The sequence below is a fragment of the Mesorhizobium sp. WSM4808 genome, from assembly GCF_055811675.1.
On record NZ_JBVVQX010000029.1, the window covers coordinates 17,271 to 37,168 of the forward strand.

The window sequence follows — 19,898 nt, forward strand, 5'->3', positions numbered from 1 at the left end:
GCGCCACTGTTCATTTCCGGCTGACGTTGAAAAGCGGCTTTTCATTCGATTTCTTCACCGCTAGAGCAATTCCAGGAAAAGTGTGAAACGGTTTTCCGTCCAGAATTGCGTAGAAACAAGGAGATAGAGCAGTTCGCCGTTTCCGTGAAACGGTGAACCGCTCTAGAGCAAAGCACCAACAAGTCGACAGGGCGCAGCATGACACTCTACCGGGCTAACCCGAAGCACGGCGTCGCCTGGATCACGGGCGGCTCAAGCGGCATCGGCCGTGCGCTGGCCAGGGATCTTGCTTCCCAGGGCTATGCCGTCGCGGTGACGGCGCTTGACGACGATCCGATCGACACGCTTGTCGTCGAGACCGCGCAGATGCCGGGCAGTGTCACGGCCTTTCCCTGCGATGTCACCGACGAGCCGCGCATGGCAAGAACCGTCGCCGCGATCGAGAAGGAGCTCGGTCCCATCGTGCTCGCCATCTTCAATGCAGGGAACTACATTTCGACGCCGGGGGAGAATCTTGTCGTCAACGACTTTCGCCGGTCCTTCGAGGTCAATTATTTCGGCATCATCAACGGCCTCGTGCCCGCGGTCGAACGCATGCGTGTGCGGGCGCGCGGCCATGTCGTGCTGGTCGGCTCGGTGACATCCTATTTCGGCTGGCCGACAACGGCCGCCTATGGCGGCACCAAGGCGGCCATCAACATCCTGGCCGAGTCGCTGAAGTATGATTTCGACAAGATGAACGTGCGTATCCAGGTGTTCAATCCCGGCTTCATCGACACCCCGCTGACCGAGAAGAACATGCTGCCCATGCCGGGACTGATGCCGGTCAGCCGCGCATCGCGCCGCATGGCGCGGGGCATCAAGTCGGGCGGCTTCGAAGTCCATTTCCCGCGCCGGACCAGCTGGCCCCTGAAACTGCTCGGCCTGCTGCCGAGACCGCTGTGCAGAGGGTTTATCAGCCTGATGACCAGTTGGAAGGCGCGGCCGCTGCATTACGACCGCAAACCCCCGATCGAATAAGACGCCGGCGAAATTGGCAGGCCCACCGTTTCGGGCCGCCTTGGTCATGGTTGAGACAAGTGCTGCGTGGAGTCTGCGATGGGGCGACGGATCGTGCTTGCTGTGCTGGGCCTTATCGCCATTCTCGCACTGGCCTTCGTGCTCGGCCCGCGCGTTCGCGTCGACACCACGATCCGTTTCGATCCCTCGCTCATCGCTGACGATCCGCAGGCCTATGTGGCAAAGGCGGAAGCCGCCATCCCCGGAATCCGTGACGGGCTGGAAAAAGAGATCGTCTGGGCCGATCCGTTGGTGCATGCCAGGACGCCGCTGTCGATCGTCTACATCCACGGCTTTTCCGCATCGAAGGGCGAGGTCCGCCCGCTGCCCGACGAAGTGGCGGAACAGCTTGATGCCAATCTCTTCTACACCCGGCTCACCGGTCACGGGCAGGATGGCGCGGCGATGACGCAAAGCAGCATCAACGCCTGGATCAACGACTATGAGGAAGCGCTCGCCATCGGCCGGGCGATCGGCGACAAGGTGATCGTCATCTCGACGTCGACCGGCGGCTCGCTGGCGGTCTGGGCGGCAACGCAGCCCGGTGCATCGGACGAGGTGGCGGCGATTGCGTTCATCTCGCCGAACTTCGGCGTCAAGGCTTCGGGCGCCGAGATCCTGACCATGCCGTGGCAAACAAATTGCCAGGCTGGTCGCCGGCAAGGAACACAGCTTCGTGCCGCGCAACGCGCTGAATGAAGAATTCTGGACCACCCGCTATCCGATCGAAGCAACCTTGCCGATGCAGGCGCTGACCGAGCTTGCCTATGGCGCGCCGGTGGAGAAGGCGACCATCCCTGCTTTGTTCATCTTTTCTGATTCGGACAAAGTGGTGCGGGCCGACCGCACCCGCGAGATTGCCGGGCGCTGGGGCGCGCCGCATGAACTGGTTCCGGTCGATGACACCGGCGACCCGGACAATCACGTCATTGCCGGCGACGCGCTGTCGCCATCGACCACGGCGTTTCTGGCGCAAAGGATCGCCGTCTGGATCGAAGCGGTGGTGAAGTAAGCCGACGAAAAAGGGCGGCCGAAGCATCGCTTCAGCCGCCCTTTCCTTGGTCTGTCCCGGCAATCAGCCAGGCTAAGCCTGACTGATTACAACGCGATCTGGCTTACGCAGCCCGCGCCGCCGGACGCTTACCGCCGAAGCGGCGCTTGTTGTTGCCCTTGAAGGCCGGCTTGGCGCCATCCGGCTTGCGCTCGCCGGCGAAGGCAGGCTTGTCGCCGAAGCGCTTCTTGCCAAAGCCGTTGCCCTTGTTCTCGCCACCGGGCCGCCTGCCGTCGCGACGACCATTGCGGTCGTTGCGATCATTGGCCGGCTCGAAACGCTCGTTCTTTTCAGCCGGATTGCGCAGCGGATCGGGGCTGCCGAGATGGTCGGCAACGATCGGCAGCTTGGTGCGGATGATGCGCTCGACCTGGCGCAGCTTGCTGTTCTCGGAAGGATCGCAAAGCGTGATCGCGATGCCGTCCATGCCGTTGCGGCCGGTACGTCCGATGCGGTGGACGTAGCTCTCGGCTTCATCAGGCAGGTCGAAATTCACGACATGGCTGATGCCGGGGACGTCGATGCCGCGCGCCGCAATGTCGGTCGCCACCAGAATGCGCACCGAGCCGTCGCGGAAATCGTTCAGCGCTTTCTGGCGGGCATTCTGCGACTTGTTGCCGTGGATGACGGCGGCCTTGAAGCCGTCACGCTCGAGGTCCTTGGTCACCCTGTCGGCACCATGCTTGGTGCGCGAGAAGATGATGACGGACTTCATCGCCTCGTCGGCGAGCATCGTCGACAGAACCTGGCGCTTCTGCTTGGTGCGGGCAAAGACGACGCCCTGCACGATCTCGGCCGCCGCCGTGCTTTGCGGCGCGACTTCAACGCGGATCGGGTTCTTCAGCAGGCCCTTGGCCAGTTCGGCGATTTCATTGGGCATGGTCGCCGAGAACAGCACCGTCTGACGGTCGGGCGCCGTCGCCTTGGCGATTCGCTTGACGTCGTTGATGAAGCCCATGTCGAGCATGCGGTCGCCTTCGTCGAGCACCAGCCATTTGGTGTCGGCAAGCACGAGGTCGCCCTCACGCACAAGGTCGGTCAACCGGCCGGGCGTGGCGATCAGGATGTCGACACCGGGAGCAACCTTCTTCACCTGACTGAAGCGGGACACGCCGCCGAGCACGAGCGCGGTCGAGACATGCGCGCCCTTGGCGAGGATCTTGATCGTGTCTTCGATCTGCACGGCGAGTTCGCGCGTCGGCGCCAGAATCAGCGCACGCGCCGTCTTCGGCCGGCGCTTGGTGCCAAGCGCAATGATCTTCGACAAGATCGGCAGCGCGAAGGCTGCGGTCTTGCCGGAGCCGGTCTGGGCGATGCCGAAAATGTCACGGCCTTCCATCTGAGGGGGGATCGCCTGTGCCTGGATCGGCTTCGGCTCGGCGAAGCCGGCGTTGTGGGTGGCCTTGAGCAGCGCGCCCGTAATACCCAGTGCCGCGAAACCGGTGAGTTCCGCAGTGCTACCGGGCAAAGTGTTTTCGTTGGTCAAAATAATCTTCTTTCACGCGGCTTCTGGCCGCAAACATCGATGGCGGCAGGGCGCAACCTGCCGTCGAAAAATCTGTGATGAACGACAAGGCGGGCGGACGTATTCGTCCACTCGGCTGCGCTGTCGTGCCCGCAGGCATCATGCCACGGGGCTTTTTCGCCGCTTTGTGATTTACCGGAAAAAGGGCCGATATACCGGAAAGAGGGAAAACAGACGCAACCAGTCTCATTCGTCGAGAAGGCCGGATTCGTTCCCGGCCCAAGCGCCTATGGGCTGCATATGGCTGAGTTCGCCGCCAAATGCAAGGGGCGTCATGCTGCAGCGCAACAAAACCCGTGGCGCAAGCGGCGCTTGCGCTCGCTTGCCGGCACGATTACCACGAAATGCCACTGGCTTGGGAGGTAATCGATGAAAGACGTTCTCAAGGAACTCGAGCGCCGCCGCGAGATTGCCCGCATGGGTGGCGGTCAGGCTCGCATCGATGCCCAGCATAAGAAGGGCAAGCTCACCGCGCGCGAACGCATCGAGGTGTTTCTCGACGAGGGCTCGTTCGAGGAATTCGACATGTATGTCGAGCACCGCTCGACCGATTTCGGCATGGAGAAGACGAAGATTGCCGGCGACGGCGTCGTCACTGGCTGGGGCACGGTCAACGGCCGCCCGGTCTATCTCTTCGCCAAGGATTTTACCGTGTTCGGCGGCTCGCTGTCGGAAGCGCATGCCGAGAAAGTCATCAAGGTGCAGGAGATGGCGCTGCGCAACCGGGCGCCGATCATCGGTCTCTACGATGCCGGCGGCGCGCGCATCCAGGAGGGCGTCGCAGCACTCGGCGGCTATGCCGAGATCTTCCAGCGCAACGTGCTCGCCTCCGGTGTGATTCCACAGATTTCCGTCATCATGGGGCCTTGCGCCGGCGGCGATGTCTATTCGCCTGCCATGACCGACTTCATCTTCATGGTGCGCGACACCTCCTACATGTTCGTCACCGGGCCGGATGTGGTGAAGACCGTGACCAACGAGACGGTGACCGCCGAGAGCCTCGGCGGTGCCTCGGTGCACACGACGAAATCGTCGATCGCCGACGGCGCCTATGACAATGACGTCGAGGCGCTGCTGCAGATGCGCCGGCTGGTCGACCTGCTGCCGGCCTCCAACACATCGGAGCTTCCCGAGATCGAATGCTACCAGTCGGTCACCGATCATGATTTGTCGCTCGACCGGCTGAGTCCCGACAACGCCAACAAGCCCTACGACATCAAGGAACTGATCCTGAAGATCGCCGACGAAGGCGATTTCTTCGAGATCCAGCAGAATTTTGCGAAAAACATCGTCACCGGGTTCGGCCGCGTCGAGGGTCGCACGGTCGGCTTCGTCGCCAACCAGCCGATGGTGCTGGCCGGCGTGCTCGATTCCGACGCCAGCCGCAAGGCGGCGCGTTTCGTACGCTTCTGCGATTGTTTTTCGATCCCGATCGTCACCTTCGTCGATGTCCCCGGCTTCCTGCCTGGTACAGCGCAGGAATATGGCGGGCTGATCAAGCACGGCGCGAAACTGCTGTTCGCCTATGCCGAGGCCACCGTGCCGAAGATCACCGTCATCACCCGCAAAGCCTATGGCGGCGCCTACGACGTGATGGCCTCAAAACATCTGCGCGGCGACATGAACTATGCCTGGCCGACGGCGCAAATCGCGGTGATGGGCGCCAGGGGGGCGGTCGAGATCATCTACCGCAAGGACATCGGTGATGCGGAAAAGATCGCTGCCCATACAAAGGCTTACGAGGACCGCTTCCTGTCGCCCTTCGTCGCCGCCGAACGCGGCTATATCGACGAGGTGATCATGCCGCACTCGACCCGCCGCCGTATTGCCCGCGCACTGCGCATGCTGCGCAACAAGGATATGCAGAACCCCTGGAAGAAGCACGACAACATCCCGCTGTGAGGCGGCTGCAGCTCACTCCTCTTCCGCCGCCCCAAACCCCGCTCCCATGGTGGCGCGGACAGGGTTGCCCCATGGCGTCGCGTGGTTGTCGATGCGCATCTGGAAGATGAAATAGGTCGGCGAGCAGAAGCCGATGCCTTTGACCTTGCCGATGCCAGGCGTGTCTGGCGGCAGCGACTGGCACATATAGTCCTCGCGGCAGAAATGATCGGCCGAACAGGCCGGCCGGTTGCCGCGATTGACGGCGCCGCCAAGGCATTGATCGAAATTGTTGGTGGCCACGCAGATGTCGAATTTCTTGCCGCCAACCAGCCCGCAGATCTCGTTCGGTATCGGCTTGCCAGCTTTGAAGGCGGCAAATGTACGGTCCTTGTCGTCGCAGGCGCGATAGGCGATGCCTCCAGGCACGCCGATCTTCGGCGGACGGCAGGTGTAGGCGGTGCGCGAAACGTCAGGTGCGAAGGCCGCGAACTGGCCCGATTTGCTGTAGCGGTCGTTGAAAGGCTGCGCCGCGTTGCTGGCGATCGAGCCGGTCAGGCAGGGGTGGCCGGAAAACATCTTTTCGCTGTCCTTGGGCAGCAGGCACTGCGCCAGTTTCGTGCGCACGCCCGAAGCGGTGGCCAGCGGCGTGCAGACGGTGCCACTGCCGCACTGCCAGTTGGCACCGAAGCGAGCCGCATCTTCCGGCATCAGGCACGGCATAGCCATTTCGGCCGGCGCGTAGTCGACCGCGATATCCGTCCAGGCCGCCGGCGGCGCAAAGGAGAGCGGCCGGAAGCGGTTCGGCGGCTTGCCTTCGGCGGTGGCGCGCAGCCACGCCTGGCGACGCGGGATCTCGGCATGAAGATACGGCGAAATGCCGACCTCGATGCGGTTCAACGGCGATGTCGTCTTGTCGTCGAGGCCGATGAAATGGAAGCCGGCGGTTGAGCCGGCCTGATGACAACCCTGGCAGGCGCCATTGTCCAGCCGCTCGACCAGCGCTTCCGGCGTGCGCACCAATTTCAGCGTGGAATAATCGAGCGATGCGAATTCCTTGGGTTGGAATTGTTGCGTAAACGGATGATTGGCCTGCCGCGCACTGCCGAAGGTCGACCACGAGATGATCTTCCTGGCCAGGAACTCGTCGGGGATTTCATAGACGCCTTCGTCGACCGCCGGCAGGTTGGCGCCGACATAGGCGGCGAGCCGTGCTTTCAGCGCCGCGTCCTGCGAGAGCCGTGCGGTGTCGGGCGTGTTCTCCAGCGGCTTGTCGCTGACATCGGCGCCATCGATGCCGAATATCCGCATGAGATAGGCGGCCTGGCCGCCGAACTCGGTTTCCTGGCCGGAGGGAAAGCGCACCACCTGTGCGTTAAGCTCCAGCTGCTTGAGGGTCAGCCCTGCCTTCTCCAGCGGCCCGCCGGTCAGCCAGCCGGCATCGACGCTCTCGTCAAGCTGCGGCGTCCAGCGTCCGGCAACGCCGACGCAGCCGCCATCGGCATCGGGTGCGGCGCTGTAGACGGCATTGAAATTGAACGGTAGACGCGACGCCAGCAGCTTGCCGTTTTTGCGAAAGCTGTAGGCCAGGCGGTAGATGAAGCGCACCTCGCCGCAGCTCTTGTCGCCCTGCAGCGCGGTGAAGTCGCGACGGTCGAGCCGGTTGACGACGCCGACCAGCCGGAAGCGCGCGGCATCGGTCTTCAGCCAGCGCATGTCCATGATGCGGCCGACATTGCCGTCGGTGACCTCGTAGAGCGGCCGGCCACCGGCTTTCATCTCGGCGCGCAATGCCGCAACATCAGAGGCAACCGTTTCGACGATGGCGTGATAGGCCGGCGCCTCGTCGTAGAGCGTCTTCAGATCGTTGTCGCCGTCGACCCCGAACACGTCGGCGAAGCCGAAACCCCTGGCATCGAGCGCGGCGAGCACCGCCGGATTGTCGACGATCGTCACAGGACCTTCGGCACGCGCCGTCGACGCCACGAAGGCGATAAAGAAAGTGGCAAGCAAAAGAGCAAAGGGACGGCTCATGGAGCGGCCGTGCGCGCGTCGAAGAGTTCACGCAACACCGGCAGCAGCGCCAGCGGCAGATCCTCGGCGATCAGGCCGGGTCCGAACCGGCTGCCGGCTTCAGCGTGTAGCCACACCGCCGCGCAGGTGCCCTCGAAGGGCGGCATGCCTTGTGCGAGCAGACCGGCGATGATGCCCGACAGCACGTCGCCTGACCCGGCTGTGGCCAGCCACGGCGCACCATTGGAATTGATGGCTGCCTTGCCATCAGGCGCAGCTATGACCGTGTCGGCGCCCTTGTAGACGATCGTTGCGTTGGCCCGCGCGGCAGCCGCTCGCGCCTTGTCCAATTTCGACATGGTTTTGTCCCCGGCGATATCTGGGAACAAGCGGCCGAATTCACCCTCGTGCGGCGTGATCACCAACGCTGGCGCGTTCAGGTGACGGGCGGCTTCGAACAGCGCCTGCGGCTGATGGGCCATAGATGTAATGGCGTCAGCATCAAGCACGATCGCTCCTCCGTGGTTTGCAGTTTGCGATGCGCGTGCACCCTCCGCCAAGGTCTTGATCAGTTGCAGGGCGAAATCGCCGACCTTGGGCTTTGGCCCGAGTCCCGGTCCAAACACCAGCGCCTCGGGATGGCGCGCCGTTAGAAATTCCTGCACCTCCTCGAGTGACCCCGCCTCTCGCAGCATGATCGAGGTGAGGTGTATCGCGTTCACCTGCATGGCATTGCCAGGCGACAGCACGGTGACCGCCCCTGCCCCGCTTCTCGCGGCGGCCATCGCCGACAGCCGCGCCGCGCCGGAAGCACTGGGACCGCCGGAAAAGACGCCGACATGACCGCGCTTGTATTTATGCGCGTCCACCGCCGGCACCGGAAGTTCCCGCAACCACAGGTCCGGCACATTTTCGAAGGTCGAGACGGCGAGTTGGGCGATGATGCCGTCGCCGACGCCAATATCGGCGAGCACGATCTCACCGCATTGCCCGCGCCCCGGCAGCAGCAAGTGGCCGGGCTTTTTCCGCGCGAAGGTGACGGTAACCTCGGCGCGAAACGCCCTGCTCAATATTTCGCCGCTGGCTCCCGAGACGCCCGACGGCAGGTCGATCGCGACCACAGGCAGGCGCAAGGCTGTCACGGTATCGACAGCTTTCGCGGCATCGCCGGACAGCGGCTTGGACAGCCCTGCCCCATAGAGCGCGTCGATCACGATCGAGCCGAACTCGGCGTCGAAATCAGACAGCGGCCGGGACTTGACCAGGGACTCCGCGGCGGCGAGCGCCGCATCGCTTTCCGGCCTCGGCGCTCCGGATGACCAGATCGTTGTGCCGACGCCGCTGCCGGCCAGGAGGCGTGCGACGACATAGCCATCGCCGCCATTGTTGCCGGGCCCGCAGAGCACATGGATGTGCTTTGCCGAGGGATAGCGCTTGAGCACCTCGGTCGCGACTGCTTCGCCCGCGCGCCGCATCAGGCTGATTCCATCGGCCGGACCGGCCGCGATCGTCAGCCGATCAGCCTCGCTCATTTCGGCCGGGGAAAGAAGTTCGTTGCTCATGGATTGCCGATCCGCATGCTATCAAGCATTGTCCAATTTCGATCCTAAGCAAACAAGGGGGAGTTGCCGAGATCTGCAGCCATAACGTCGGCACCAAGGCATCGCGGGCAGAAAATTGCCTGCGGGATAGGCGATATGCCTGATTTTTGTGCGGACGCGGGTGCTGGCGCTGTGTAGGCTTTGGCAGCCCATGCCGCTTCCGGTGCAGCGAATGACGCGAATTTGCATCCCGGTGCGGCGCGGCTTTGAAATCTTATGAGACCGCTTAGAATCCGCTGAATTGGCACAGTTCGTGCTTGATGGAGGCGCAAGCGGGGGGTCACAACCCGTTTTTTTGGCAGTGGAGGCCACTTTTTACATGAAAAAGATCGAAGCGATCATCAAGCCATTCAAGCTGGACGAAGTGAAGGAAGCGCTTCAGGAAGCCGGACTGCAAGGCATCACTGTCACCGAAGCAAAAGGCTTCGGTCGTCAGAAGGGCCATACGGAACTCTATCGCGGCGCCGAATATGTCGTCGATTTCCTGCCCAAGGTGAAGATCGAGGTCGTGCTCGGCGACGACGCGGTCGAAGGCGCGATCGAGGCCATCCGCAAGGCGGCCCAGACGGGCCGCATCGGTGACGGCAAGATCTTCGTCTCCAACATCGAGGAAGTCGTGCGGATACGCACCGGCGAAACGGGCATGGACGCGGTCTGACCTGACCGCCCCATCCTCCTGAAAACGTCATCAACAAAAAAAGTCATCACACAGGGATACACGACATGACGACAGCCAAAGACATCATGAAGCAGATCAAGGACAACGACGTGAAATTCGTCGACCTGCGCTTCACAGACCCGAAGGGCAAGCTGCAACACGTGACGATGGATGTCATCGAGGTCGAGGAAGACATGTTCGCCGATGGCGTGATGTTCGACGGCTCGTCGATTGCCGGCTGGAAGGCCATCAACGAGTCCGATATGGTGCTGATGCCCGACCCGGAAACGGTCCACATGGATCCGTTCTTCGCCCAGTCGACCATGGTCATCCTGTGCGACATCCTCGATCCGGTTTCGGGTGAATCCTACAACCGCGATCCGCGTGGCACGGCCAAGAAGGCCGAGGCTTACATGAAGGCCGAAGGCATCGGCGACACCATCTATGTCGGCCCGGAAGCCGAATTTTTCGTCTTCGACGACGTGAAGTACAAGGCCGATCCCTACAACACCGGTTTCAAGCTCGACTCCACGGAACTGCCGTCGAACGACGACACCGACTACGAGACCGGCAATCTCGGCCACCGTCCGCGCGTCAAGGGCGGCTACTTCCCGGTGCCGCCGATCGACAGCGCGCAGGACATGCGCTCGGAAATGCTGACCGTGCTCGCCGAGATGGGCGTGCGGGTCGAAAAGCACCACCATGAGGTGGCGGCGGCCCAGCACGAACTCGGCATCAAGTTCGACGCACTGGTACGTAACGCCGACAAGATGCTGATCTACAAATATGTCGTGCACCAGGTCGCCAATGCCTACGGCAAGACGGCGACCTTCATGCCGAAGCCGATCTTCGGCGACAACGGCTCGGGCATGCACGTCCACATGTCGATCTGGAAGAACGGCAAGCCGACCTTCGCCGGCAATGAATATGCCGGTCTGTCGGAAAGCTGCCTGTTCTTCATCGGCGGCGTCATCAAGCATGCCAAGGCGATCAACGCCTTCACCAACCCGCTGACCAATTCCTACAAGCGCCTGGTGCCGGGTTACGAAGCGCCGGTTCTGCTCGCCTATTCGGCGCGCAACCGCTCGGCGTCCTGCCGTATCCCGTTCGGCTCGTCGCCGAAGGCCAAGCGCGTCGAGGTCCGCTTCCCCGATCCGGGCGCGAACCCCTACCTCGCCTTCTCCGCGCTGCTGATGGCCGGCCTCGACGGTATCAAGAACAAGATCCATCCCGGCCAGCCGATGGACAAGGATCTCTACGACCTGCCGCCGAAGGAACTGAAGAAGATCCCGACCGTCTGCGGCTCGCTGCGCGAAGCCCTGCAAAGCCTCGACAAGGACCGCGGCTTCCTGAAGGCTGGCGGCGTCTTCGACGACGACCAGATCGACAGCTACATCGAGTTGAAAATGGCCGAAGTGATGCGCTTCGAAATGACCCCGCATCCGGTCGAATACGACATGTACTACTCCGTCTGAGGCTTCAATCTCAGACTAAGATACTCCATAATAACCAAGCCCTTGAAAGACTTCCCTCTTTCAAGGGCTTTTTGCTGCGCTCCAATAGGAATTGCCAGCCGATCGGCATGTCTCGCCTGCGCGGCAGCCGCGCATGGACAGCCGGATCCGCCTTTCGTCTTCGACGATCATACGATGGCCGGATTCTTGGACCTACTGGTCCATAGGAGCGGCCGGCTTGAGCGTCGGTCCGGTGACTTCAATCACTACTCGGCGATGTCCAGTGAAGATCAAGGCGGCCGGTCGGTCGCCAACGTTGGAGCCAGGAGCGAGCGGAGCACTGTCTCAGGCTACAGTGACCGCTCGTCCGGCGCCCACGCCAATGCCGCCGTTCAGAAAACCCCGCCCGTCCGAACAGCATTGCGTGACGTAACCCCAAGGCCTGCGAATACGCATGCCGTAGCGTGATCTGTCAACGCTGCAAGCCGGGCCGCGAATGACCGATTCTGCTGTATGAACAGATGCTTATGGAAGGTCCATTGCCCCAGATAAGGGCTGGAAAAGGCGCTTTTCCGGGCTTTATAGGGAGTGATCGCCGGAGGCTCACATGGCTGCGGCCAGAACTTCCGGGCGATTTGCGACCGCGTGAATTCCCTGACTTTTTCTGGGTATGTTTTACCAGGAATGCCGTCAGCCGGGTAACGGCCAAAAAAGAACCCCGGCGCGAAACGCCGGGGTCATCTTGTCATGCAGCCCGAAACGCTTACGCGGCGGCCGAAACCTGAGCGCTTGCCGGAACCGAGGCGATCGTCTTCAGGATCTGCGAGGCGATCTGGTAGGGGTCGCCCTGCGAGTTCGGACGGCGGTCTTCCAGATAACCCTTGTAGTCGCTCTTGATGAAGGAATGCGGCACGCGGATCGAGGCGCCACGGTCGGCAATGCCATAGCTGAACCGGTTCCACGGCGCGGTCTCGTGCTTGCCGGTCAAACGCTTGTCGTTGTCCGGGCCGTAGACGGCGATGTGATCCATCAGGTTCTTGTCGAAGGCAGCCATCAGCGCTTCGAAATAGGCCTTGCCGCCGACTTCGCGCATATAGGCGGTCGAGAAATTGGCGTGCATGCCCGAGCCGTTCCAGTCGGTGTCGCCGAGCGGCTTGCAATGGTATTCAATGTCGATGCCGTACTTCTCGGTCAGGCGCTGCATCAAATAGCGGGCCATCCACATCTGGTCGGCGGCTTTCTTGGAGCCCTTGCCGAAAATCTGGAATTCCCACTGGCCCTTGGCCACTTCGGCGTTGATGCCTTCGTGGTTGATGCCGGCGGCGAGGCAGAGGTCGAGATGCTCCTCGACGATCTGGCGCGCGACGGAGCCGACATTGGAATAGCCGACGCCGGTGTAGTACGGACCCTGGGGTGCGGGATAGCCGCTCTCGGGGAAGCCGAGCGGCCGGCCGTCCTTGTAGAAGAAATATTCCTGCTCGAAGCCGAACCAGGCGCCCTCGTCATCGAGGATGGTGGCGCGCTTGTTGGAGGCATGCGGCGTGACGCCATCGGGCATCATGACTTCGCACATGACCAGCACGCCGTTGGTGCGGGCGGGATCCGGATAGACCGCAACCGGCTTCAGCACGCAATCAGAGCTGTGCCCTTCGGCCTGCTGGGTCGAGGAACCATCGAAGCCCCACAGCGGCAACTGCTCGAGATCAGGGAATTCGGCGAATTCCTTGATCTGCGTCTTGCCGCGAAGGTTGGGGACCGGGGTATATCCATCGAGCCAGATATACTCGAGCTTGTATTTCGTCATTCTAGCCTCTCGTTGCTTGATCACCGAACACTGAACGGCGTCGACATGCGTCTGCCGTCAGCAGCCGGCCTGCCGCATTCTTAAAATGCAATTCGTGTGCCATTCTTGGTGTGAAGGGTGCGGCAAAATTGACCCGGTACCCACTCGAAATCGGTGATCCGCCTAAGCGATGCGTTCCGATCAATCACAGTCGTTCTTTGCACAAATAGTATGCAATTGCTGATCTTTTCATAGGCATATTGCCTAACTTGATTGCAGACCTTATCTTCGGATCAAGTTGAATCGAAAAGGTTCGGCAGAAGAAAGGAACCCGGCAATGGAAATCATTTCCACACGACCGTCGGCCGAGATTTTGATGTTCCCGGCGGCAGCGCGCGCCACTGCCTCAAATTTGAGCGGCAAGGCTAAGTTTGCGGCAGAGCTTGCCTCGCTGCGTGGTGCCCGCGCAGACTTCGGCGACGGCTGGTACCATGAGGCAGCCATCGAGGATGAGACCCGGGGCCGCAAGAGCTGACACAAAGGGCAGCAGCCCTCGCCAACGAATTGACCTGAAAAGAGAAAGCCCGGCGCGATTGCTCGCGCCGGGCTTTCTTTTGAACACCGGGCCTGCCTACTCCTTGGCGTGCAGATCGGTGCCGAGCGTATCCTTGACGAAGATCATGCCGATGACCAGCGTTATCGCCGCGATCACCACCGGATACCAAAGGCCATAGTAGATGTCGCCCTTGTAGGCGCTGAGCGCGAACACGGTTGCCGGCAGCAGGCCGCCGAACCAGCCATTGCCGATGTGATAGGGCAACGACATGCCGGTGTAGCGAATGCGGGTCGGGAACATCTCGACCAGGATCGCCGCGATCGGCCCATAGACCATGGTCACGAACAGCACCAGGATGAACAGGATGCCGATCGTCATTGGCCAGTTCACTGCTGCAGGATCGGCGAACATCGCGAACGCGCCACCACCCGGAATGTTGTAGACGGTGACTTCGGGTGCGCCCGCCGCCTCGTCGGTGGTCAGCAGCTTGTCCTTGACTGCCTGGTCGATCGGCACCGTCGCCTTCTCACCGGCACGGATGGCAGCGGCGTCCAGCTTCAGTTCCGGGTTGGCGGCAACAAACGCATCGAGCTTCTGGTCCGCAACCTTGGCTGCCGCGCGCTTCAGTGGATAGCCGCCGTCCTGCAGCGACATGTTGACGGCCTTGATGAAGGCGGCTTCCTTGGTCTTGGCCTGATCGCCGGCGGCGATGGCGTCATAGGACTCGACCGTCTCGTTGCCGATCTTGACAGATGCGGGTGTGCCGGCGGCGGCCGTCGACACGACGTCATAGGGAACCGAGTTCTTGGTCAGGAACGAGGTCGCGATATCGCAGGATGTCGTGAACTTCGCGGTACCCACCGGATTGAACTGGAACTTGCAATCTCCAGGTGCCGCCGTCACCGTCGCCCGCGTGTTCTGCTGGGCTGTGGCAAGCGCCGGATTGGCAGCCCAGGTCAGTGCCTTGAACAGCGGGAAGGTGCATACAATCGCTAAGGCAAGGCCCGCCATGATGATCGGCTTGCGGCCGATCTTGTCGGAGAGCCAGCCGAAGACGACGAAGAAGATCGAGCCGACCGCCAGGGCGATCGCGATCATGATGTTGACCGACTGCGCGTCGACCTTGAGCACGTTGGTCAGGAAGAACAGCGCGTAAAACTGGCCATTGTACCAGACCACGGCCTGACCGGCGGTGAGGCCGAGCAGCGCCAGCAGTGCGATCTTGGCGTTCTTCCATTGGCCGAAGGCTTCCGTCAGCGGCGCCTTGGAGCCCTTGCCCTCATCCTTCATGCGCTGGAAGGTCGGAGATTCGGAAAGCGAAAGCCGAATCCAGATCGAGATGCCGAGCAGCAGGAAAGACACGATGAACGGAATACGCCAACCCCAGGCAGCATAGTTTTCCTTACTCAATGAAGCCTGTACGATCAGGATCACAACCAGCGACAGGAACAGGCCGAGCGTCGCCGTGGTCTGGATCCACGAGGTGTAGTAGCCGCGCCGGTTGTCCGGCGCATGTTCGGCGACGTAAGTGGCCGCGCCGCCATATTCGCCACCCAGTGCCAGGCCCTGCAGCATGCGCAGGATGATCAGGATCACCGGAGCTGCGATGCCCAAGGTCGCATAGCCAGGCAGCAAGCCGACCAGGAAGGTCGACAGGCCCATGATCGTCATGGTGACGAGGAAGGTATATTTACGGCCGACAAGATCGCCGATGCGGCCGAACAGCAATGCGCCGAACGGGCGCACCAGGAAGCCTGCGGCGAAAGCCAGCAGCGCGAAGATATTGCGGGTCGCTTCCGGGATGGCTGGACTGAAAAAGGTCGAACCAATGAACACTGCCAGCGAGCCGTAGAGATAGAAATCATACCATTCGAAAACGGTGCCGAGCGAGGAAGCGAAGATGACTTTCTTCTCCTCCCGCGTCATGCCGCGGCTTGCTCCGCCGGCGGTCGATGTTATTGCCATTTCGTTATCCTCCCGTGAGACCCGTTCTCGATGCTGCGCGACACCGTCCGCGCTCTCCTCCGAGCACGGACTCAACGACAGCCATTCGAGAAAAATGACAGAAAGCGCCCGCCAAAGGCAGCGCGTCTTTGGGATTATGACTTTGGTATTAGGTGCACTGCGGGATGAAACCGGGCGAGCTGGGAAAACCCCTTAGCCCTTGAGCGCTTGCAGCAGGCCGACAGCAGCCATCATGTCGTGCTTGCGAGCCGCGCGGCGGGCTACGGCCTCCGCATCCTGCCCCCAATGCTCGATCTGCCAGTCCTCGTCGACATGGGCAGCGGCCCAGGCAGAATCGGCATCGAGTTCACCGAAATCGACAGCCAGCGCCAGCAGCGCCGAACCTGTGAGCGACGTCATCACATGGATGGCGGCGAGCCGCAGCGGCTCCGTTCGCTGGGCAAGATGGCTGCCCAGCACCGCGATGGTCTCACGCGGCTGCTCGACATGGATGATGCCCTCGGCCAGATTGAAGCGGGCTCCGAGTGCCCTCGCCCAGTCGATCACCGGATCCCAATGCTGGTTTTGCCGCTCCACCAGCCCTTGCGGCGCGTCGGCGCGGTAACAGAGCAGATCGGACGAGGCAAAGCGCAGAATGTCCTCCAGCACCGCCTGCGGGTCGCTGGCGACGCCGTCGATGGCGGTGTTGACGAGGCGCATCACCGGCATCGTCACCGGATTGATGGTCTCGCTTTGGGCGGCGAACTCGTCGGCGACGAGCGCGGCTGCCGCTTCGGTAGGCACCGCCAGCAGCGCCTTGCCGGGCGTGCGCACCGGCTTGCCGTCGAGATACACGGCAAACCCCTCCTCCACCGGCGCGACCGAGACGGTCTTGTAGAAGCGTTTCGGCAGAGGCGTCTTCATCTGGATCTGGGCGCGGCGCACAGGATCCGGGTCGGAAAGATATTTGCCGGCTTCAAGGTCGTTCAGGATATCACGCATAGAAGGTCTCTCTTACACCGGCGTCAGCTTGCGCACCGGCCGGTTGACGATGATCAGGCCGGCGGCAATCAGGCCAAGTGCCAGGAAAATGCGCATGGTCAGCGGCTCATTCAAGAACATGGCGCCGCACAGCACGCCGAAAACCGGCGACAGGAAAGTGAAACTGGACAGGCCTGACGCCGGATAGCGCCGCAACAGCCAGAACCACAGCACATAGGTGAAGGCGACGATGTAGACAGCCTGGAAGAGCAGCGCCAAGGTCGGCAGCACGGTTGGGTCGCGAACGGGCGGGCCGGCGAGAGGCAGCACCAAGACCCCGACGATCGCTGCCCCGGCGAGCTGGTAAAGCAGAAGCTTCTCGGCGCTCGCCTCGACCAGCTTCGAGCGCTTGATGAGGATGTTGGTCAAAGCCCAAAAGAATCCGGAGCCAAGGCTCAGCAGATCGCCGAACAGCATGTCTCCGCCGCCGCCAAGCTTGTCGGAAAACACCGCGACAAGGCCGGCAAAGGCCAGCAGCAGGCCAAGGAATTTCCTCAATGTGATCTGCTCACCGAGCAGGAAATGGCCGCCGAGCAGCATCCAGAACGGCATCGTGTTGACCAGCAGCGTGTTGCGGGCAACGGTCGTATGCTCCAGGCCGACATAAAGGCAAAGGAACTCGATGCCGAAAAGCGCGCCAACCACGATGCCGGCGAGCAAGGTCCCGTCGCGCGTGAAAAGCGCGATGCCGCGCCACCGGCACCAGGCAAAGACACATAGGCCGCCGATGATCGAGCGCGCGATCGACAGGAAGACCGGGTCATAGCCAGCGTAGGAGATCTTGGCGGCGACGTAATTCAACCCCCAGGAAAAGGTCAGCCCGACCATGATGGCGGCGGCGGCCATGTCGACCGTGTCGCGCCGGTCGAGCGCGTCACTGGCGCCGCTCACGATCAGTCCTCCGCGCTGGCGTCGTCGAAGCCGATCAGGTTCCAGCTCTGGCGCATGTGCGGCGGCATTGGCGCGGTGACATCGATGACGCCCTTGTCGGGATGCGGAATGATGATGCGGCGGGCGTGCAGATGCAGGCGGTTTTGAATGCCCCCTGGAAAGTCCCAGTTGGTGTCGGCCTCGAAATATTTCGGATCGCCCAGGATCGGGCAGCCGATGTAGGCGGCGTGGACACGAAGCTGGTGGGTGCGGCCCGTATAGGGCTCCATTTCAAGCCAGGTCATCGTCTGCGCAGCCTGCTCGATGATGCGGTAGTAGGAGACGGCGTGATCGGCGCCCTTTTCGCCATGCGCAGCGACCCGCACGCGGTCACCGTCCGGCGTCGGCTCCTTGATCAGCCAGGTTGAGATCTTGTCCTCGCGCTTGGGCGGCACGCCCTTGACCAGCGCCCAATAGGTCTTCTTGGTCTCGCGGGCGCGAAACGCTTCCGAGAGCTTCATGGCGGCCAGCCGGGTGCGGGCGACGACCAGAACACCCGAAGTGTCGCGGTCGAGCCTGTGAACCAGTCTGGGCTTCTCGCCCTTCTGGCTGCGCCAGGCCTCCAGCATGTCGTCGACATTGCGGGTGACGCCCGAGCCGCCCTGCACCGCAAGGCCCGCCGGCTTGTTGAAGACGAAAACCTTGGGATCTTCATGGATCAGCATTTTCGACAGGACATCGGCATCACCCTGGTTGCGGATCGAGTGGCCGGTCAGCGCACTCTCGCCCTTCTTGTCGACCTCGAGCGGTGGGACGCGAACCATCTGGCCGGGCTCGACACGGGTGTCGGCCTTGACCCGACCGCCATCGACACGGATCTGGCCGGAGCGCAGAAGCTTCTGCAAATGGCCGAAACCAAGGCCCGGGAAATGGGTCTTGAACCAGCGGTCGAGCCGCATGCCCGCCTCGCCGGCCTCCACCGTGATCTGTTCAACGCCTGCCATGTTTTTTGTCGCTTATCCGTTTCCCGAGCGAAGCTCGGCCTGTTCTTGGCGCGGCAATAGCACTAAGGCAGGCTTCTTGCGAGCCAAAGTCCCAGAAACAGGGCGATAATGGCGCCAATGACGCTGGCAAGGGCATAACCCAGCGCAGGCAGCGTGGCTCCCCGCTCCCACAGCGTCGCGAAATCGAGCGAAAAGGCGGAGAAGGTGGTGAAGCCGCCGAGAATGCCGGTAGCAACGAACAGCCTGACCTCGTTCGATCCGCCACGGCGCATCATGGAGGCGATGAACAGCCCCATGGCGAAGGAGCCAATGATGTTGATGGCCATCGTGCCCCAGGGATAGCTGGGGCCGACAAAACGCAGCGCGCCGATGTTGGCAAGGTGACGAATTCCGGCGCCGATGCCGCCACCGACGACGACGAGAAGCAGATTGAACATCTTCGGTACTTCCCCGGGCTATTCAAATTCAGCCGATGCCGCCAGCTGCATTGAGCGATTGCCTGCTCAGGTCGTCTCGGCATTCTTCGGCTTGGTCGAACCGATCATCTTCCAGTTCTTGTAGAACATGGAATTGATGCGCTCGACGCTGACCGAGACGATTGAGAGCATGCCCGCGATCAGTCTGGGAACCGGAGACGGCCGGATGATGTCCATGAACACGCAGTAGCGGCGTCCGTCATACTCGTTGACCGAGCGATGCAGCAGCGTGTCGTCGAAGATGAACAGCGGATTGTCGTACCAATAATTCTTGACGTTGCCGCACTCGACGAAAATCTCCGACTTAACCGGGATCAGATTGTAGAGAATGCGCAGGCTGAGCCGCAGCGGGCCGAAATGCCAGGAGGTCGATTCGCGCTTGCTGAAGACGGAAACGGCTATGGTCTTGATGTATTTGAAATCCTTGTTGAACTCGGCGACGTTGTCGATCCTGTGCTTGCCGTACCACTGGTAGACATACATGCCGCGCCGGCCGGCGCCGAAATTGGCGTCGATATCGGCAATGATCTCATCCTTGCGCGCCTTGAAGATGTCCAGGACCTCGTTGACCTCGCGCTGATAGTCGGCGGGAAACTGCTCCAGCTTCCAGACACCTGGATTTCTGTAGCACAAGAGGTCGACCAGCAGATTGAACGGCGAAAGCAGCCAGGTGAACAGGCCGTTGCCGAGAAAATAGCCTGAGAGCAGCGACAGATCCTTGCGGTCGTTGCGCAGCACGTCGATCAGGCCGCAGATGATGAAGATCGTCGTCAGGATGGGAATGAAATAGAAGCCAAGGGCGAGAAGCGGGATGGCAATGGCGAATTTGCGAAGGGACTTGCGAAGGGTTTTTGTCATTTTTCCACGCGCGGAGCGCGATCCTGTTGCGAATGAAGTGCCCAAATCACGGCAACGACCACCGCCCGGTCGTGCGCCTTGATAAGGTTTTTTGGGTTACCACACAACGGCCCTGCTATCGTGG

At 61.8% G+C, this 19,898-nt stretch carries 15 protein-coding genes and 1 pseudogene; 6 read left to right on the plus strand and 10 right to left on the minus strand.

Annotation, left to right across the window (positions count from 1 at the left end):
• The first annotated feature begins 198 nt into the window (after positions 1-198).
• A complete protein-coding gene (locus AC0L2U_RS31495; protein ID WP_023812065.1) occupies positions 199-1,020 on the plus strand; it encodes an SDR family oxidoreductase in 822 nt (273 codons plus the stop codon).
• A gap of 78 nt (positions 1,021-1,098) precedes the next feature.
• A pseudogene (locus tag AC0L2U_RS31500) lies at positions 1,099-2,071 on the plus strand (alpha/beta hydrolase).
• Between the two features lie 103 nt (positions 2,072-2,174).
• Here the strand turns inward: AC0L2U_RS31500 and AC0L2U_RS31505 are convergent.
• Positions 2,175-3,596 (minus strand): DEAD/DEAH box helicase, encoded by a 1,422-nt coding sequence (locus AC0L2U_RS31505; RefSeq protein WP_023812066.1) that lies wholly within the window; start codon positions 3,594-3,596, stop codon positions 2,175-2,177.
• Between the two features lie 408 nt (positions 3,597-4,004).
• Between AC0L2U_RS31505 and AC0L2U_RS31510 the strand changes: the two genes are divergently transcribed.
• Entirely contained in the window at positions 4,005-5,537 is a 1,533-nt protein-coding gene (locus AC0L2U_RS31510; protein ID WP_473603263.1) for an acyl-CoA carboxylase subunit beta, read from the plus strand.
• Between the two features lie 12 nt (positions 5,538-5,549).
• Here AC0L2U_RS31510 and AC0L2U_RS31515 read toward each other — a convergent pair whose 3' ends face one another.
• Together AC0L2U_RS31515 and AC0L2U_RS31520 are read right to left on the minus strand one after the other, a co-directional pair.
• Complete coding sequence (locus AC0L2U_RS31515; RefSeq protein ID WP_473603264.1) at positions 5,550-7,550, minus strand: hypothetical protein; 2,001 nt, start codon at positions 7,548-7,550, stop codon at positions 5,550-5,552.
• Positions 7,547-9,091, minus strand: a complete 1,545-nt coding sequence (locus AC0L2U_RS31520) for an NAD(P)H-hydrate dehydratase (RefSeq protein ID WP_473603265.1) — start codon at positions 9,089-9,091, stop codon at positions 7,547-7,549. The genes AC0L2U_RS31515 and AC0L2U_RS31520 overlap by 4 nt, the downstream gene beginning before the upstream one ends.
• 358 nt (positions 9,092-9,449) lie before the next feature.
• Here AC0L2U_RS31520 and AC0L2U_RS31525 point away from each other — a divergent pair, with 358 nt between their 5' ends.
• Both AC0L2U_RS31525 and glnA read left to right on the plus strand, forming a co-directional pair.
• Positions 9,450-9,788 carry a P-II family nitrogen regulator gene (locus tag AC0L2U_RS31525; protein ID WP_006205430.1) on the plus strand — a complete coding sequence of 113 codons (339 nt, stop codon included), beginning with the start codon at positions 9,450-9,452 and terminating at the stop codon, positions 9,786-9,788.
• A 65-nt stretch (positions 9,789-9,853) separates the two neighbouring features.
• Entirely contained in the window at positions 9,854-11,263 is a 1,410-nt protein-coding gene (gene glnA / locus AC0L2U_RS31530) for a type I glutamate--ammonia ligase (RefSeq protein ID WP_027038720.1), read from the plus strand.
• Positions 11,264-12,005: 742 nt separating this feature from the next.
• Here the strand turns inward: glnA and AC0L2U_RS31535 are convergent.
• Positions 12,006-13,046 (minus strand): glutamine synthetase beta-grasp domain-containing protein, encoded by a 1,041-nt coding sequence (locus AC0L2U_RS31535; RefSeq protein WP_127260164.1) that lies wholly within the window; start codon positions 13,044-13,046, stop codon positions 12,006-12,008.
• Between the two features lie 316 nt (positions 13,047-13,362).
• Here AC0L2U_RS31535 and AC0L2U_RS31540 point away from each other — a divergent pair, with 316 nt between their 5' ends.
• Positions 13,363-13,560 carry a DUF2735 domain-containing protein gene (locus AC0L2U_RS31540; RefSeq protein WP_473603266.1) on the plus strand — a complete coding sequence of 66 codons (198 nt, stop codon included), beginning with the start codon at positions 13,363-13,365 and terminating at the stop codon, positions 13,558-13,560.
• Between the two features lie 96 nt (positions 13,561-13,656).
• On the opposite strand, the gene AC0L2U_RS31545 is transcribed toward AC0L2U_RS31540, so the two are convergent.
• The 6 genes from AC0L2U_RS31545 to AC0L2U_RS31570 all read right to left on the minus strand — a co-directional run bounded on the left by AC0L2U_RS31545 (position 13,657) and on the right by AC0L2U_RS31570 (position 19,774).
• Positions 13,657-15,546: an MFS transporter gene (locus tag AC0L2U_RS31545; protein WP_127396443.1), complete on the minus strand. Its 1,890-nt coding sequence runs from the start codon at positions 15,544-15,546 to the stop codon at positions 13,657-13,659.
• Between the two features lie 192 nt (positions 15,547-15,738).
• Positions 15,739-16,527: an ATP12 family chaperone protein gene (locus tag AC0L2U_RS31550; RefSeq protein ID WP_292135537.1), complete on the minus strand. Its 789-nt coding sequence runs from the start codon at positions 16,525-16,527 to the stop codon at positions 15,739-15,741.
• Positions 16,528-16,539: 12 nt separating this feature from the next.
• Entirely contained in the window at positions 16,540-17,412 is an 873-nt protein-coding gene (locus AC0L2U_RS31555; RefSeq protein WP_164873986.1) for a DMT family transporter, read from the minus strand.
• A gap of 47 nt (positions 17,413-17,459) precedes the next feature.
• Positions 17,460-18,440 carry an RluA family pseudouridine synthase gene (locus AC0L2U_RS31560; protein ID WP_127271590.1) on the minus strand — a complete coding sequence of 327 codons (981 nt, stop codon included), beginning with the start codon at positions 18,438-18,440 and terminating at the stop codon, positions 17,460-17,462.
• 62 nt (positions 18,441-18,502) lie between these two features.
• Positions 18,503-18,877 (minus strand): fluoride efflux transporter CrcB, encoded by a 375-nt coding sequence (gene crcB / locus AC0L2U_RS31565; protein WP_127810390.1) that lies wholly within the window; start codon positions 18,875-18,877, stop codon positions 18,503-18,505.
• Between the two features lie 66 nt (positions 18,878-18,943).
• Complete coding sequence (locus tag AC0L2U_RS31570) at positions 18,944-19,774, minus strand: aspartyl/asparaginyl beta-hydroxylase domain-containing protein (protein WP_473603268.1); 831 nt, start codon at positions 19,772-19,774, stop codon at positions 18,944-18,946.
• Between the last annotated feature and the right edge of the window lie 124 nt (positions 19,775-19,898).